Annotated in this window: 12 protein-coding genes; 11 read left to right on the top strand and 1 reads right to left on the bottom strand. The window is 71.9% G+C overall.

The features are described from left to right. Positions 1 to 77 precede the first annotated feature (77 nt). Positions 78 to 1,433: an S-layer homology domain-containing protein gene (locus ACFQRD_RS01625; protein ID WP_377020331.1), complete on the top strand. Its 1,356-nt coding sequence runs from the start codon at positions 78 to 80 to the stop codon at positions 1,431 to 1,433. 23 nt (positions 1,434 to 1,456) lie between these two features. Here ACFQRD_RS01625 and ACFQRD_RS01620 read toward each other — a convergent pair whose 3' ends face one another. Then, on the bottom strand, positions 1,457 to 3,109 hold the full coding sequence (locus ACFQRD_RS01620; protein ID WP_377020332.1) for a hypothetical protein: 1,653 nt from the start codon (positions 3,107 to 3,109) through the stop codon (positions 1,457 to 1,459). Between the two features lie 233 nt (positions 3,110 to 3,342). Here ACFQRD_RS01620 and ACFQRD_RS01615 point away from each other — a divergent pair, with 233 nt between their 5' ends. From ACFQRD_RS01615 to ACFQRD_RS01570, 10 genes are all read left to right on the top strand, one after another. Beyond that, a complete protein-coding gene (locus ACFQRD_RS01615; protein ID WP_377020333.1) occupies positions 3,343 to 4,692 on the top strand; it encodes a bifunctional folylpolyglutamate synthase/dihydrofolate synthase in 1,350 nt (449 codons plus the stop codon). A gap of 2 nt (positions 4,693 to 4,694) precedes the next feature. Continuing rightward, on the top strand, positions 4,695 to 5,123 hold the full coding sequence (locus tag ACFQRD_RS01610; RefSeq protein ID WP_377020334.1) for a DUF4233 domain-containing protein: 429 nt from the start codon (positions 4,695 to 4,697) through the stop codon (positions 5,121 to 5,123). A 45-nt stretch (positions 5,124 to 5,168) separates the two neighbouring features. Further along, a complete protein-coding gene (gene ndk / locus ACFQRD_RS01605; RefSeq protein WP_377020335.1) occupies positions 5,169 to 5,594 on the top strand; it encodes a nucleoside-diphosphate kinase in 426 nt (141 codons plus the stop codon). 82 nt (positions 5,595 to 5,676) lie between these two features. Then, a complete protein-coding gene (locus ACFQRD_RS01600; protein ID WP_377020336.1) occupies positions 5,677 to 5,847 on the top strand; it encodes a hypothetical protein in 171 nt (56 codons plus the stop codon). Between the two features lie 260 nt (positions 5,848 to 6,107). Beyond that, entirely contained in the window at positions 6,108 to 7,625 is a 1,518-nt protein-coding gene (gene ftsY, locus ACFQRD_RS01595; RefSeq protein WP_377020337.1) for a signal recognition particle-docking protein FtsY, read from the top strand. Between the two features lie 201 nt (positions 7,626 to 7,826). Beyond that, positions 7,827 to 9,239, top strand: a complete 1,413-nt coding sequence (locus ACFQRD_RS01590; protein ID WP_377020338.1) for an ammonium transporter — start codon at positions 7,827 to 7,829, stop codon at positions 9,237 to 9,239. Further along, positions 9,236 to 9,574 carry a P-II family nitrogen regulator gene (locus ACFQRD_RS01585; protein ID WP_377020339.1) on the top strand — a complete coding sequence of 113 codons (339 nt, stop codon included), beginning with the start codon at positions 9,236 to 9,238 and terminating at the stop codon, positions 9,572 to 9,574. The genes ACFQRD_RS01590 and ACFQRD_RS01585 overlap by 4 nt, the downstream gene beginning before the upstream one ends. A 4-nt stretch (positions 9,575 to 9,578) precedes the next feature. Next, complete coding sequence (locus ACFQRD_RS01580) at positions 9,579 to 11,909, top strand: HD domain-containing protein (RefSeq protein WP_377020340.1); 2,331 nt, start codon at positions 9,579 to 9,581, stop codon at positions 11,907 to 11,909. Between the two features lie 116 nt (positions 11,910 to 12,025). Next, on the top strand, positions 12,026 to 13,642 hold the full coding sequence (ffh, locus tag ACFQRD_RS01575) for a signal recognition particle protein (RefSeq protein ID WP_377020341.1): 1,617 nt from the start codon (positions 12,026 to 12,028) through the stop codon (positions 13,640 to 13,642). Between the two features lie 319 nt (positions 13,643 to 13,961). Beyond that, positions 13,962 to 14,903 (top strand): DUF559 domain-containing protein, encoded by a 942-nt coding sequence (locus ACFQRD_RS01570; RefSeq protein WP_377803348.1) that lies wholly within the window; start codon positions 13,962 to 13,964, stop codon positions 14,901 to 14,903. The last annotated feature ends 99 nt before the right edge of the window (positions 14,904 to 15,002 follow it).

Raw genomic sequence — 15,002 nt, 5'->3', positions numbered from 1 at the left:
CGGTCCTGTCCGTCCCGGTTCGCGCTCGAGTTCGTCGGCGCTCGCCGGCGCTCCTCGTCCTTACCCTGGCCCTGCTCGTGGGCGTCGTGCTCGCCGGCGCCCCGTCGGCTCGCGCCGAGTCTCCGCCGCCGGGCCTGGGAGGCTTCTCGCCGGGATCCCTCATCACGAACACGAGGATGTTCGACTTCGAGTCGATGACCGGAGCGGAGGTCGATGCCTTCCTCGAGGAGCGGGGGGAGAAGTGCATTGACGGCACGGACGGCGCGGCCTGCCTGAAGAACTTCACGGCGGACACGCCGCGACGGGACGCGACCGCGTACTGCGCGGCGATCCCCGCGGCGCGGAACGCCACCGCCGGCCGCATCATCGCCGACGTCGCCCGCGCCTGCGGCGTGAACCCCCAGGTGATCCTCGTGATGCTCCAGAAGGAACAAGGACTGATCACGACAAGGAACGCGACGCCCCGCCAGCTCCAGCAGGCGCTGGGCTTCCGCTGTCCCGACTTCGACGGCTGCGACCCGGCTTTCGGCGGATTCGCCCAGCAGATCTACCACGGCACCTCCCGGCTGCAGGAGTACGGCGACCCCGCCCGCAACTACCGGTACCAGGCGGGCAAGACCTACGACATCCAGTACAGCCCGTATGCCTTCTGCGGCTACGGCGAGGTGAAGATCGCCAACCGTGCCACCGCTGCGCTGTACAACTACACGCCCTTCACGCCAACCCAGGCCACCCTCGATGCCGGGGCCGGGGCGGTCGCCGATGACGTCTGCGCGACCTACGGCAACCGGAACTTCTTCCGCAACTTCTCGCTGTGGTTCGGCTCGCCCACGGGAGCCCCGGCGGATCGGCACCCGATTTCTGCAACGTGGAGCAAGGATCCGGTCGCACCCTTCACCGACGTGCCCTACGGCAGCTCGATCTTCTTCACCGAGATCGCGTGGATGAAGCACACCGGGCTGTCCACCGGCTGGTCCGACGGCACATACCGCCCGCTGGAGCCCATCGCCCGCGACGCCATGGCCGCCTTCCTCTACCGCGCCGCCGGCTCCCCGGAGTTCACCCCGCCGGAGAAGTCCCCGTTCACCGACGTCAGCGCGAAGACGTCGATCTTCTACAAGGAGATCACCTGGGCGGAGTCCGAAGGCATCACGACCGGCTGGCCGGACGGCACCTACCGCCCGCTGCAGCCCGTGGCCCGTGACGCCATGGCGGCCTTCCTCTACCGCGCCTCGGGGTCCCCGGCGTTCACCGCGCCCGCCTCCTCCTCGCTGACCGACGTCACCCGGGACTCCTCGATCTTCTACCGGGAGATCACGTGGGCCGACGCGGAGGGCATCACCACCGGCTGGCCGGACGGCACGTACCGCCCGCTGAGGCCCATCGCCCGGGACGCGATGGCCGCCTTCGTGTACCGGATGAGCGTGGACTGACCGGTCCGGACGGAGAACGCCGCTCAGCGCATGTCCTCCCGGCCGACCTCGACGACCTGGTCCGAGACCACGACCACCCCCTCGCCGACGTAGCGCCCCTCGAGATCGGCCTGCAGCCGGGCCAGGACCGGGTTGCTGTCGATGCTGTGGCGCACGGAGCCGAAGTAGCCGCCGGTCGGATCGATGCCGTGGGACGTTCGCAGCACGGACTCGTGCGCGTTGGTGATCTGTGAGGACTCGCCATACGTCTGCTGCGGCGCATCGAGCCAGGCGTCGTGGACGTTCGGCGCAGCGACGCGGCTGCCGTCGACCCTGTGCCCGTCCAGATCCAGCCGCGGCACCGGATCGGCGATGTGGATCGGCGCGTACCCGGGCGAGGGGAACCCGGACACCTGGGGCGTCGGCGCCCACACCGGGTTGTGCGCCACATTGACCACCTCGGTGGCTGCCCGGGCCGGCACGACCGTCTCGACCGGGGAGCCCACCGAGAAGATGTGGGTGACGTCGTAGGAGCCGGGCCGGCCACTGGTGCTGTTGAACGCGGGGTCCGCCGCGAGCTGCGCGGCCGTGAGCCCGCCCTGGGAGTGGCCGACGAACAGGACGTCCGCGCCGGGCGGCACCCCGGTCGCCTCCATCGCGGCCCTGACGTCCGCCATCGCTGCGGACTCCTGCCCGGCCATGGACCGCAGGTTCGAGTCCCAGCCGGCGGAATTGCCCTGGGGACCCCACGCCTGCGGGTCCCAGATGGGCTCCCCGCCGGTCGGCGGCGCATGGACGATGTAGGCCTCGCCCCCGTCCGCCGCCCGGACGGTCTGGATGCGCACCTGCCCCGAGCTCGTGCCGTCGTACCCGCCGGCCGCCACCCCGACGACGCCCGACCGCCGCGCCTCATCGTTCGCGACGATCAGATCGGCGAGGTCCCGCGGCGTCGAGAGATGAGGGACCGCGCGGACGCCGTGCACGGTGACATCCGTCCTCGGATCGAGGAGCCCGGTCTCGGTCAGCAGCTCGGCGGGCGCGATGGCGGTGGAGCCGGCGGCCAGGAGCGTGCTCGCGCCCAGCTCGGCGATCGTCGGCACGCGCTCCCCGGTGGCCCAGTCCTCCAGCAGGCCGCCGAGGGCGTCGCTGTCCCGGTGGGCCTGCTCGAGACCGTCGGGGTCCAGGCCCAGCCGGCCGGCCGCCCACCCTGCTCCCTCCAGCGCCTGGTCGACGCCCCACCCGATCGCGTCGGAGACGACGCCCGCGAGGTCCGACGCGGCACCCTCGAAGGGCTCCTCGAGCCAGTCGGGCAACCGCGGATCGTCCCGGGTCAGGTAGCCGGACCCGTCGGTGCCATCGCGGTCGTCGTGGCCGTCGTGGCCGGGCAACGGCTGCGGCCGCCCGGCGGCTTCGGCAGCCCCCGCCGCGGAGGCGGCATCCTGCCGGGCGGCTTCGGCCATCAGCATGCCGGAGAGCGAGAGCAGATCCGTGCCCAGCTGAGTGAGCCGCCCCGAGGCCAGATCGCTCCATCGCGCGCGGAGGACATCGGCATCCGGGCCGACCCAGCCGACCCTCGCCACCACCGGATCCAGCCGCCCGCGGAGCTCGGCAAGATCCTCGGACGCCGAGCGCAGCCTGTCGCCGTGGGCGCGGGCCCGCTGTGGATCCATCCCCCGGAACGCGACCGCGTGGGACATCGCACTGCCTCCCCTCGCCTCTCCGGGACCGCGCTGGCCGCGCCGGCCGTCGGATCGAGGCTATGAGCGGGCAGATGCTCCCGCCCGCGGCGGCGCCATCGAGGTGGACAGCCGCACGCTGGGGAGGAACCATCACAGCGGTCCCTCGTACACTGATCGGCGCCCCGTACGCCCCGCAGATCCCAGGAGCCGCTGTGCCGAGTTCTCCCCGCCCGGGTACGTCCCGCCCGGTCATGTCGCCCGAGCTCCGTGAGGTCTACGCGGCGCTGCTCGAGCGCGCCCCCGAGAACCGGATCGAACCGGACCTCTCGCGGATCATGCGGGTGATGGAGCTGATGGGCGACCCCCAGCACGCCTACCGCTCGATCCGCATCGCCGGCACCAACGGCAAGACCACCACGGCGCGGATCCTGGAGCGGATCCTGCGGGAGGCCGGGCTGCGCACCGGGCGCACCACCAGCCCGCACCTGCACTCACCCGTCGAACGGATCGCGATCGACGGAGCCCCGATCGACGAGGAGGGCTTCCTCCAGGCCTACCGGGACGTCGAGCCGTTCGCGGCGATCGTCGACGCCGAATCGGAGGCCGCCGGGGGAGTGCCGCTGACCTACTTCGAGTACCTCACCGCCATGAGCTTCCAGGCCTTCGCCTCCGCTCCGGTGGACGTCGCCGTGGTCGAGACCGGCCTCGGCGGCACCTGGGACGCGACCGGTGTGGTCCGGCCCGACGTCACGGTCATCACCCCGATCTCGCTGGACCACCAGGAGTACCTGGGGGAGACCATCGCCGAGATCGCGGGGGAGAAGGCCGGGATCCTCACCGCCGAGGCCACCGCGGTCATCGCCTCCCAGCCCTACGAGGACGCCGCCGACGTGCTGCGCGACCGGATTGCCGAGCTCGGGGCCGACGCGGCGATCGAGGACCAGCAGATCGGCGTGCTCGCCCGGACCCCCGGCGTCGGCGGGCAGATGCTGAGCCTGCAGGGCATCGCGGGGCGCTACGAGGAGGTCTTCCTCTCCCTCCTCGGCGAGCACCAGGCGCGCAACGCCCTGCTCGCGGTGTCCGCGGCGGAGGCGCTGCTGGGCGACGGCGGCACCGTCCTGGACAAGGACATGCTCACCGACGCCCTGTCCTCGATCACCTCGCCCGGGCGCGCCGAGGTCGTGCGGCAGTCGCCGACGATCCTGCTGGACGCCGCCCACAACCCCGCCGGCGCCCTCACCCTGGTCGAGACCATCCGTGAGAACTTCCGCTTCACCCGCACCGTCGGCGTCGTCGGGATCCTGGCCGAGAAGGACGCCGAAGAGATCCTCGGCGTCCTCGAATCCGTGCTGGACAGCGTGGTCATCACCCAGTCGTCCTCACCGCGCGCCATCGCCACCGACGAGCTCGCCGACCTCGCCCGCGACGTGTTCGGCGACGACGACCGTGTCGTCGAACAAGGCAGCCTGCCCGATGCGATCCAGGCGGCCGTGGACCTCTCCGAGACCGAGGGCGATCAGTTCGGCGGCGTGATCGTCGCAGGCTCCGTCACGCTGGTGGCCGAGGTGCGCGACCTGCTCGGCGTTCCGCAGGAGGACTGACCATGCCGCTGGACCTCGCCCCGTCGCGCAGAGCCCACGGCGCCCAGCGCGCCCTGTCCGCCACCATCCTCGTCATCGAGGCGTTCGTGGTCTTCTTCGCAGTGCTCGTCGCCCACCAGCTGGTCCCCGACCAGAGGACCGTGACCTGGGTCTGGGGACTGGTCACCGCGCTCGCACTGGTGCTGTGCTCCGGACTGCTCCGGCGCGCCGGGTGGCCCTACCTGCTGGGCATGGTGCTGCAGCTCCCCGTGATCCTGCTGGGCCTGCAGGTCACCGCGATGTGGGTGGTCGGTCTCGGATTCGCCGGGCTGTACGTCTTCGGTGTGTTCAAGGGCCACCAGCTGGACCGGGAGAAGGATGCCGTGGACGCCCGGGTGCGCGCCGCCCGCGGTCCGGGAGACGAGCCGGACGGCGAGGGCTCCGCGGGCTGAGGCGCCGATGCGGGGACCTCTCGCCGTCGTGGGTACCCTGGTGCCATGACCGCACAGCGCACCCTCGTCCTGCTCAAGCCCGACGCCGTCCAGCGCGGCCTGCGCGGGGAGATCATCCGCCGCATCGAGGCCAAGGGGTACGAGATCTCCGCCCTCGCCCAGCGCACCGCCACCTCCGAGGAGCTGGCCGCCCACTACGCCGAGCACGAGGGCAAGCCCTTCTACCCGGGTCTCGTGGAATACATGGGATCGGCCCCGCTGGTCGCGCTCGTCGCCGAGGGCGACAGCGTCATCGCCGGCTTCCGCTCCCTGGCCGGTGCCACCAACCCCACCGAGGCGGCGCCCGGCACCATCCGCGGCGACCTCGCCCGGGAGTACGACCTGCCGGTCATCCAGAACCTCGTGCACGGCTCGGACTCCGAGGAGTCCGCCGCCCGCGAGATCGGCATCTGGTTCCCCGAGCTCGGCTGAGCACCCGACCCATCGGTCCGTGCGGCACGCGCCGCGCCGGGAGATCCAGCGGGCTCCCCACGGCGCGATGCACAATATGGGCATGCAACCGGCCCTCGTCACCATCGTCTTCCTGGGGATCGCCGTCCTGGTGGCGCTCGGGATCCTGTTCGCGGTCGCCGCGCCCCATCTGCGCGCCCGCCGGGACGACGACGAGGGCCCGACGCCGCGCGATCGCCGTCACGTCTCGCGGACCTCGCGCGAGAAGAACTGACGCGTGGGCCCATGGCCGCGGCCACGTGGCCCAGCAGTGACGTGGCCCCATGAGTGTCGGCCCCCCATGAGTGTCGGGCCGTCGCCTGCTCGCCGGAACATCGACGCCCGCCGACCGCCCGGCCCTCGTGAGACGCACCGCTTCTCCACAGGACCGTTTCTCCACAGTGCTGCCCCGGGGCGGGGTCACGCCACCACGTCCGCCTAGACTGACCGCTGTCCTCGCCGCATCGTCGGCTTCCCCGACCTCGGAGGTGACCCGTGGACCCCAATGACATCCTCGCCCTGATCGCCGGCGGCGGTGGCAGCGTCCTCGTGCTCGGTGCCGGCGCGTGGGCGTACCTCCGCAGCCGGGGCAAGAAGTCCTCGGACCGCCCCGAGGACGAGCGGCGCCCCGGCACCGGCGAGCCGGCCGGCGGCGAGAGCCGCTCGGCGACAGCCGTCAAGGAACGGCCCGCCCCGCCCAGCTGGGCGGACACCCTCTCGCCCCCGGCGCCCAGCGCCGGCGAGAAGACCCCGGCGGAGCCGACCGCAGAACCCGGCCCCGCGGACAGCGCACCGCCCGAGGCCCCCACGACGCCGCCGAGCGAGCGCGCGCCCGAGCAGGTGCGGCCCGCGCGGCCGGAGACCGACGAGGCCGACCGAGCCGGCGGGCCGCCCGCTGCGGAGCACGCCCCCACCGCCGACGCCACGGCCCCGACGGAAACCGGCGCGCCCCCGCAGCAGCCGCCGGCCGAGGACACGGCCGTCGCACCGGCGCCGGAACCGGAGGCCGAGGCCGAGGCCGAGCCGGAGGCCACGGCCGCCCCGCGCGTGCTGGAGACCCCCGAGGCACCGGCGGACCGGATGGTGCGTCTGCGCGACCGCCTCGCCCGCTCCGGGGCGCTCGGTCGCGGCATCCTCACCCTGCTGACCCGCGGCACGGGCGTCGACGAGGAGACCTGGGACGAGATCGAGGAGACCCTCCTGCTCGCCGATCTCGGGCCCGACGCGACCGACGAGCTGCTGGAGAACCTGCGCCGGCGCATCAAGGTCCTGGGCACCGACGACCCCGCCGCCGTGCGCGAGGCCCTCCGAGAGGAGCTGGTCACCCTCATCGACCCGGCCCTGGACCGGCGCGTCGCAGCCAGTCGCCGCACCGCCCCCGACGGCACCGAGGTCCCCTCGGTGATCCTCATGGTCGGGGTCAACGGCACCGGCAAGACCACCACCGTCGGCAAGCTCGCCCGAGTCCTGGTCGCCGCCGAGCGCTCCGTCGTCCTGGGAGCGGCCGACACCTTCCGAGCCGCCGCCGCCGACCAGCTGACGACCTGGGGCTCCCGCGTCGGCGTCGAGACGATCCGCGCCGACCGCGACGGCGCCGACCCGGCCGCGGTCGCCTTCGACGCCGTCAAGGAAGGCATCGAGGAGACCGCCGACGTGGTCATCATCGATACCGCGGGCCGCCTGCAGAACAAGAAGGGCCTGATGGACGAGCTCGGCAAGGTGCGCCGCGTGGCCCAGAAGGGCCTGCACGGTGACGAGGTCGCCGAGGTGCTCCTGGTCATCGACGCCACCACCGGTCAGAACGGGATGCAGCAGGCCCGCGTGTTCGCCGAGGCCGTCGACATCACCGGCATCGTGCTGACCAAGCTCGACGGCACCGCCAAGGGCGGCATCGTCGTCAACGTCCAGCGCGAGCTCGGCGTCCCGGTGAAGATGGTGGGCCTGGGCGAGGGCATGGACGACCTGACCCCGTTCGACCCGTACGGCTTCGTCGACGCGCTGCTGGGGGAGTAGCGCCGGGAGCGTGGCGGTCGGACTCCGGGTCGTCCCGCCGTCGTCCCGCGGAGCGACCTGTTGGGTCACGGATTGATCACGCCAGCTTCTGAGTGTGGGTTATCCGGCGCGGGCACCCCACTATGTGAGGCGCGACCAGCCTGGTCGAGCGGCCCCGTCTCCTCACGGAGCGCGGGCCGTCCCCTCCACCCTGGAGCCGACATGGACTTCACCCTCGACACGGGGGCGACTGCCTGGATTCTCGCCAGTGCATCCCTCGTCCTGCTGATGACCCCGGGCCTCTCCCTCTTCTACGGCGGCATGGTGCGAGCCCGCACCGTCCTGAACATGATGCTGATGTCCTTCAGCGCCATCGCCGTCGTCGCGATCGCCTGGACGCTGGCCGGATACTCGATCGCCTTCGGCACCGACGTCGGCACTCTGTTCGGCAATCCCGTCGAGTACTTCGGACTCAGCGGCACCGACGATCAGTCGATCCTCGGTGAGGCCGGCGTGCCGTTCCTCGTCGCGGCCGGCTTCCAGATGACCTTCGCGATCATCGCCACCGCCCTGATCTCCGGTGCCATCGCCGACCGCGTCAAGCTCGGCACCTGGATGGTCTTCACCTTCGTCTGGTCGCTGATCGTCTATGCGCCGCTGGCCCACATGGTCTGGGGCGGTGGCCTGCTCAGCGGTGACGGGCCCTTCGCGGCGATCGCCGAACCGGTCGACTTCGCCGGTGGCACCGTCGTCCACATCAATGCCGGCATCGCCGGTCTGGTGCTCGCCCTGATCGTCGGCGCCCGCAAGGGCTTCGGCAAGGAGCCGATGCGGCCGCACAACCTGCCGCTGGTCATGCTCGGCGCCGCGCTGCTGTGGTTCGGCTGGTTCGGCTTCAACGCCGGCTCCGCCGGAACGGCCGACGAGACCGCGGGCCTGGCCTGGGTCAACACGACCGTCGCCACCGCCGGCGCGATGCTCGGCTGGGCACTGGTCGAGAAGATCCGCGACAAGCACGTCACCAGCCTGGGTGCAGCCTCCGGCGTGGTGGCCGGCCTGGTCGCCATCACCCCGGCCGCTGCCGCCCTGAACCCGGTCACCTCGATCGTCATGGGTCTGGTCGCCGGTGCGCTGTGCGCCCTCGCCGTCGGCCTGAAGTACCGCTTCGGCATCGACGACTCGCTCGACGTGGTCGGCGTCCACCTCGTCGGCGGTCTGGTCGGCACCGTGCTGATCGGTGTGCTCGCCGACGAGGGCGGGCTGATCTTCGGCGGCGGCGTCAGCCTGCTGCTCGTCCAGATCGTGGTGGCCGTGGTCGCCATGCTCATCTCGGGCGTGCTCACCGCCGTGATCGGCCTGGCCCTGAAGTACACGATGGGCTGGAGGATCAGCGAGGCCGACGAGCTCGCCGGCATCGACGTCACCCACCACGCCGAGTCCGGCTACGATCTCGCCGGAGCCCTCTCCGGTCGTCGTGACCGGGGGCCCGCCCCGACCGCCGCGCCCTCCTCCGGTGGGGGAGCGTCCCGGGAGCCCCGGAACCCCGCACCGGGTACCGTCGGCTCGACGACCGCGAAAGAGACCGACGGTGCCGACGACGATCCCCGGCCCATCACCACAGGAGAGCCCCGATGAAGCTCATCACCGCGATCATCCAGCCGCACGCCCTGCAGGCGGTCACCGACTCCCTGCGCGAGTACGGGGTCAGCGGCCTGACCATCACCGAGGTCGCCGGATACGGCCGCCAGGGTGGTCACACCGAGGTCTACCGCGGTGCTGAGTACACGATCGACACCATCCCGAAGATCAAGGTCGAGGTGCTCGCCGAGACCGTGGACGAGGCCGCCATCATCGACCTCATCGTCGCCGCCTCCCGCAGCGGGCGCATCGGCGACGGCAAGGTCTGGACCACCGACGTCGGCTCCGTCGTGCGAGTGCGCACCGGGGAACGGGACGCGGATGCCGTCTGAGGCGTTGTCCGTACGCCGGATCACGCAGGTTCTCCACGACGGCTTCGCGGATCCCTCCGCCGGCCCCACCCGCAGACTCGAGCAGGCCGCCCTCGTCGACGGCTGGCTGAGCGAGCTGTGGACGGGGGCCGGCGGTCCCGCGTCCGGCGCGGCCCTGGCAGCGATCGGCTCCCTGGGGCGGCGGGACCTCGGACCCGGCAGCGATCTGGACCTGGTGCTGCTGATCGACCCGGAGCGTCTGGACGCCTCCGAGTCGGAGCGGCTCGCGAGCGCCCTGTGGTACCCGATCTGGGACTCCGGGACGGCACTGGATCACGCTGTCCGCAGCCCGAGCGAGTGCGAACAGGTCTCCCGCGACGACCTGCGAGCAGCGATCTCCCTGCTCGATCTGCGCCACGTCGCCGGGGATGCGGAGATGGTCGAGGAGACCGCCCGTCGCGTGCGCACCCAGTGGCGCCGAGAGGCACGCCGGCGGGTCTCCGACCTGGTCGACCTCGCCTTCGACCGCTCGCACCGCTACGGCGCCCTGGCCCACTCCACCGAACCGAACCTCAAGTCCGACCGCGGCGGGCTGCGCGACGTCACGGTCATCCGGGCCATCGCCGAGAGCTGGCTGGCGGACCACGATCACGCCGTGGTCGACGCCGCGGCGCGCACCCTCGGGGACGCCCGGGATGCCTTGCAGGCGGTCACCGGCTCCTCGGGCACGCGCCTGGGCCGCGCCGATCAGGACGCGGTCGCCGCGCTGACCGGGCACGCCACGGCCGACGACCACCACACCGTGCTCGCCGAAGCCGCCCGCGCCGTCACCTGGGAGCTGCACCGCACCGTCCGCGCCGCGGAGGCCGCCATCGCCCCGGGCGGTGCCGCCACCCGCGGCGCCGGCACGGACCGTCGGCCCGCCCTGACCCGTCTGCCCCACGGCGTGCTGGTCCAGGCCGGGGAGGTCTCGGTGGACCCCTCGGTGCGCGATCTGCTGCGCGACCTCGCCGCCGTTCGCCACGCCGCCACCACCGGGCTGCCACTGGCCGACGCCACCCTGGCGCGCATGGCCGAGGGCGGGACCGACCCGCTGCTGCCCGTCCAGCGCGACGTGCTCGTGGACGCGTTCGCGGGCGAGCACTTCGCCGACGTCTACGAGGCGCTCGACGTCAAGGGTGTCTTCGCCCGGTGGGTCCCGGGCTGGAGCGAGATCCGCAACCGCCCGCAGCGCTCCGCCGTCCACCGCTTCACGGTCGACCGCCACCAGGTCGAGACCGTCCTGGAGGCGCAGCGATTCCTGCCGCGCGTCGGTCGTCCCGACCTGCTGCTGGTCACGGCGCTGCTGCACGACCTCGGCAAGCGGCCCGGCGCGCGTGACCACGCCGCCGAGGGCGCGCCGCTGGCCGAGGCCGCCGCCCGCCATCTCGGCTTCGACAAGACCGACTCCGCACTGATCGGCACGCTGGTGCGCGAGCACCTCACCCTGATCGGGCTCGCCACGGGCCGGGACCTGGCCGATCCCGCGACCCTGCGCGACCTGCTGTCCGCCGTCGGCCACGACCTGGACACGCTCGAGATCCTGCGCGCCCTGACCGAGGCCGACGCGATCGCCGCCGGGCCGGCCGCCTGGTCCACCTGGCGCGCCGACCTCGTCGACCACCTCACCGACCTCGCCCGCGACGCCCTCACCGGGACCGCCCCGGCGCCGCGCCTGGTGCTGACGCCGCAGCGGTCCGTGCAGGATGCGGTGCTCACCGCGGTCAAGCGCACCGACAGCGCCCAGGTGATCTACCCGGCACCGACCGAGAACGAGCCGATCTCGCAGATCTGCGTCGGCGCCCCCGACGCCTCCGGGGTGTTCGCCGCGATGGCCCGGGTGCTGGTGCGCCTGCGGCTGGATGTGCACAGCGCCGTGGTCGTCACTATGGACGGCGTCGCGGTGAACACCTGGTGGGTCGCGGTCGCCCCGTCGGACCTCCCGCACCCCTCCGTGCTGCGCACCGCCCTGGACCACGAGCTCGCCCACCGCGACCGGCCCGATGCCCGCGTCCTCGAGCTGCCCCCGGCGCCGCCACCGCGGACCACCGAGGACACGCCCGTGGTCACGCTGCTGCCCGGCGCCTCCCGCGAGGCCACCGTGGTCCAGGTCAACGCCCGCAACCGTCCCAGCCTGCTGGCGGACGTGGCCGAGGTGATCACCGTGCACCGGCTGCAGGTGCGCAGCGCCCACGTGATGACGCTCGGCCAGCGGGCCGTGGACGTGCTGTACCTGACCGATGAGCACGGCCGCGCCCTGGACCCGCCGACCGTCGGCCGGATCGTCTCGGCACTGATGGACGCCGCCGCGACCTGAGCCGCTCCGGGCCGAGGCGATCGGCGGCGTGTCAGGTCTCTCCTCATGCGCCGCTGGGGAGGTGCAGACGAGGCCACTACACTGGTGCGGTCCATACGACCAAGGGGAAGCGCTTCGTGTTCAACAACCTCTCCGATCGCATCACAGCGTCGCTGAAGGGTCTGCGCGGCCACGGCCGCCTCACCGAAGCGGACGTCGACAAGACGATCCGCGAGATCCGGCGAGCCCTGCTCGATGCCGACGTGGCCGTCTCCGTCGTGCGCTCGTTCACCGCTCGCGTCCGCGAGCGCGCCCTCGGTGAAGAGGTCTCCAAGGCGCTCAACCCCGCGCAGCAGGTCGTCAAGATCGTCAATGACGAGCTCGTCGAGGTGCTCGGCGGTGCCACCGGTGAGCTGGGCTGGGCGAAGAACCCCCCGACGGTGATCATGCTCGCCGGCCTCCAGGGCGCCGGCAAGACGACTCTGGCCGGCAAGCTCGCGAAGTGGATGAAGAGCGAGGGGCACACCCCGATGCTCGTCGCCGCCGACCTCCAGCGCCCCAACGCCGTGAACCAGCTGCAGATCGTCGGCGAACGAGCAGGCGTGCCCGTGTTCGCGCCCGAGCCCGGCAACGGCGTGGGCGATCCGGTGCTGGTCGCCATGAACGGCGTCTCCACCGCCCAGTTCCAGCAGCACGACGTGGTCATCGTCGACACCGCGGGCCGTCTCGGCATCGACGAGGAGATGATGGAGCAGGCGCGGAACATCCGCGACGCCGTCAATCCCCACGAGACCCTGTTCGTCGTCGACGCCATGATCGGTCAGGATGCCGCCCGTGTCGCCGAGGCCTTCCGCGACGGCGTCGGCTTCACCGGTGTGGTCCTCTCCAAGCTCGACGGCGACGCCCGCGGCGGTGCCGCCCTGTCGGTCACCGGCGTGACCGAGCGCCCGATCCTGTTCGCCTCCACCGGTGAGAGCCTCGACGACTTCGAGCGCTTCCACCCGGACCGGATGGCGAACCGCATCCTGGACATGGGTGACGTGCTCACCCTGATCGAGCAGGCCGAGAAGGCCTTCGACCAGAAGGAAGCGGAGAAGGCCGCGCAGAAGCTGGCCTCCGGCGAGGACTTCACCCTCGACGACTTCCTCGCCCAGATGCAGCAGCTCAAGAGCATGGGCAACATCAAGAAGATGCTCGGGATGCTGCCGAACATGGGCCAGTACCGCGAGGCGCTCGAGAACTTCGACGAGAGCGAGATCGGCCGGGTCGAGGCGATCATCCGCTCGATGACGCCGGAGGAGCGCAACAACCCCAAGATCCTCAACGGCTCGCGCCGCAACCGCATCGCGCGAGGTTCCGGCACCACCGTCCAGCAGATCAATCAGCTGCTCGAGCGGTTCAAGCAGGCCCAGCAGATGATGAAGACGATGGGTCGCGGCATGGCCGGCGGCGGCGGTGGCATGCCCGGCGGTGGCGGGATGCCGGGGATGCCCGGCGGGCCCGGCATGGGCATGGGCAAGAAGTCACGCGGCAAGCAGGCCCCGCAGAAGCAGGTCAAGAAGTCGAAGTCGAAGAACCCTGCGAAGGCGGCCCGTGAGCAGGCCGAGGCGGCCAAGAAGGCCAGCCAGGGCGCGCAGGGCGACTCGGCCTTCGGCGCCGGCACCGCGGCCGGTACCCAGGGCACTCCCGACGCGACTGACTTCGACCCCAGTCAGCTGCCCCCGGAGATGCAGAAGCTGCTCGGCGGCAAGTGACGTGACGCCGTGGGGCATAGTCCCTGCGCCGACGGCCACGCGCCTCGCGGGCCTGGTTGGGTTCTGATTTGTTCCGCGTGCCGGAACAAATCAGAACCCATCGTGGTAGGGCGTCGTGTAGCACTGTCAGCCGGCACGGGGCACGGGGCACGGCGCAGGGTACGGGTCGCGACGCGGCCGGGCACCAGGGAGGGGTACGCCGCTCTCGGCACGTGCACGTCATGTCTCCGGCGAGGACCTTTCCTCCCCAGAGCGTCGTCCTGCACACCGGACCGGTGGCACCGGAACGCCACCTGACGCGACCAATATGGTCCCGCCCATGGTGTTGAGAGAGGCTCGGGACATGAAGCCGGGCACGATGTACTCCCGTCGTGTGCTCCGCGAGCAGGGCATGCATCCCAGGGTGCTCGCGTCCGAAGCGATCACGTCCCCGCTCCCGGGCCTGTGCTGTCGGGCGGACGCTCCGGCGCCCTTGAGGGACGTGGCCTTCGCCCTGCAGACCGTCGTCGTGCCCGGCTCCGTGATCAGCGATGAGACCGCAGCCGAACTGCTGGGGCTGCCATTGCCTCGGCGGCTGACCCGCAGGGAGGGCGCAGCGCTGCACTGTCGCATGGGTCGCGGCGGGGCTCGGAGGACCCAGGCATCGCTCATCGTTCACCAGAGACGGCCCGCTCCGACCATCCAGTTCGGCGGACTGACGATCTCGGCGCCCGTCACCGTACTCCAGGAGATCGCCCCGAAGCTGTCCCGGATGGAACTTGTGGCGTGCGTCGACGCCCTGGCTGCGGACCGTCACGGCGCGAGCATCCGCGTGCCCCTGCAGCAGATCCGAGCCGACGCGAGAAGTTCCCGCGGACGGGGCGCGCGCGCCGTGCGCCGAGCTGCGAACGAAGCGCGGGAGCGGGTGTGGTCGCCGATGGAGACGAGGACGAGGCTGCTGATCTGCGCTCGCGGCTACCCCGAGCCTGCGCCCAACGTCTCGGTGCGTGACGGTGCGACCGGCTCCCTCTTCTACATAGACCTGGCATATGACCAGTGGCGGATCGCGATCGAATACGACAGCGAGCACCACCGCGAGGACAGGCGGACGTGGCAGCGCGATCTGCATAAGAACGAGGTGCTTCACGATCTGGGATGGAAGGTGCTCAGGATCTCCGTCGCGGACTTCCAGCGGCCTGCGGATTTCTTCGCGCGCCTCGACGCGGCCATCCGGGCACGGATGCCGGCCTCCGGCCAGGCTCGTGATGCGTCCCGGGGCTGACCGTGAGCACCCCGGTTCGGTTCCGATATGTTCCAAGCAGTGGAACACATCGGAACCGAACGCGTCGGTCCGGGCGCTGGGCCGTGGGGGCTGGGACGG

Origin of the sequence: Brachybacterium sp. GCM10030268 (assembly GCF_042666305.1) — a bacterium.
Taxonomy (GTDB): Bacteria; Actinomycetota; Actinomycetes; order Actinomycetales; family Dermabacteraceae; genus Brachybacterium.
The sequence above is the reverse complement of the archived record's forward strand: the minus strand, read 5'-3'. Positions and strand labels throughout refer to the sequence as shown.

What these genes read in the sequence shown, in the direction of transcription:
- ACFQRD_RS01620 (WP_377020332.1), bottom strand. Translation starts at nt 3,109, where the DNA reads ATGTCCCACGCGGTCGCGTTCCGGGGGATGGATCCACAGCGGGCCCGC.
- ACFQRD_RS01615 (WP_377020333.1), top strand. Translation starts at nt 3,343, where the DNA reads ATGTCGCCCGAGCTCCGTGAGGTCTACGCGGCGCTGCTCGAGCGCGCC.
- ACFQRD_RS01610 (WP_377020334.1), top strand. Translation starts at nt 4,695, where the DNA reads ATGCCGCTGGACCTCGCCCCGTCGCGCAGAGCCCACGGCGCCCAGCGC.
- ndk (WP_377020335.1), top strand. Translation starts at nt 5,169, where the DNA reads ATGACCGCACAGCGCACCCTCGTCCTGCTCAAGCCCGACGCCGTCCAG.
- ACFQRD_RS01600 (WP_377020336.1), top strand. Translation starts at nt 5,677, where the DNA reads ATGCAACCGGCCCTCGTCACCATCGTCTTCCTGGGGATCGCCGTCCTG.
- ACFQRD_RS01590 (WP_377020338.1), top strand. Translation starts at nt 7,827, where the DNA reads ATGGACTTCACCCTCGACACGGGGGCGACTGCCTGGATTCTCGCCAGT.
- ACFQRD_RS01585 (WP_377020339.1), top strand. Translation starts at nt 9,236, where the DNA reads ATGAAGCTCATCACCGCGATCATCCAGCCGCACGCCCTGCAGGCGGTC.
- ACFQRD_RS01570 (WP_377803348.1), top strand. Translation starts at nt 13,962, where the DNA reads ATGGTGTTGAGAGAGGCTCGGGACATGAAGCCGGGCACGATGTACTCC.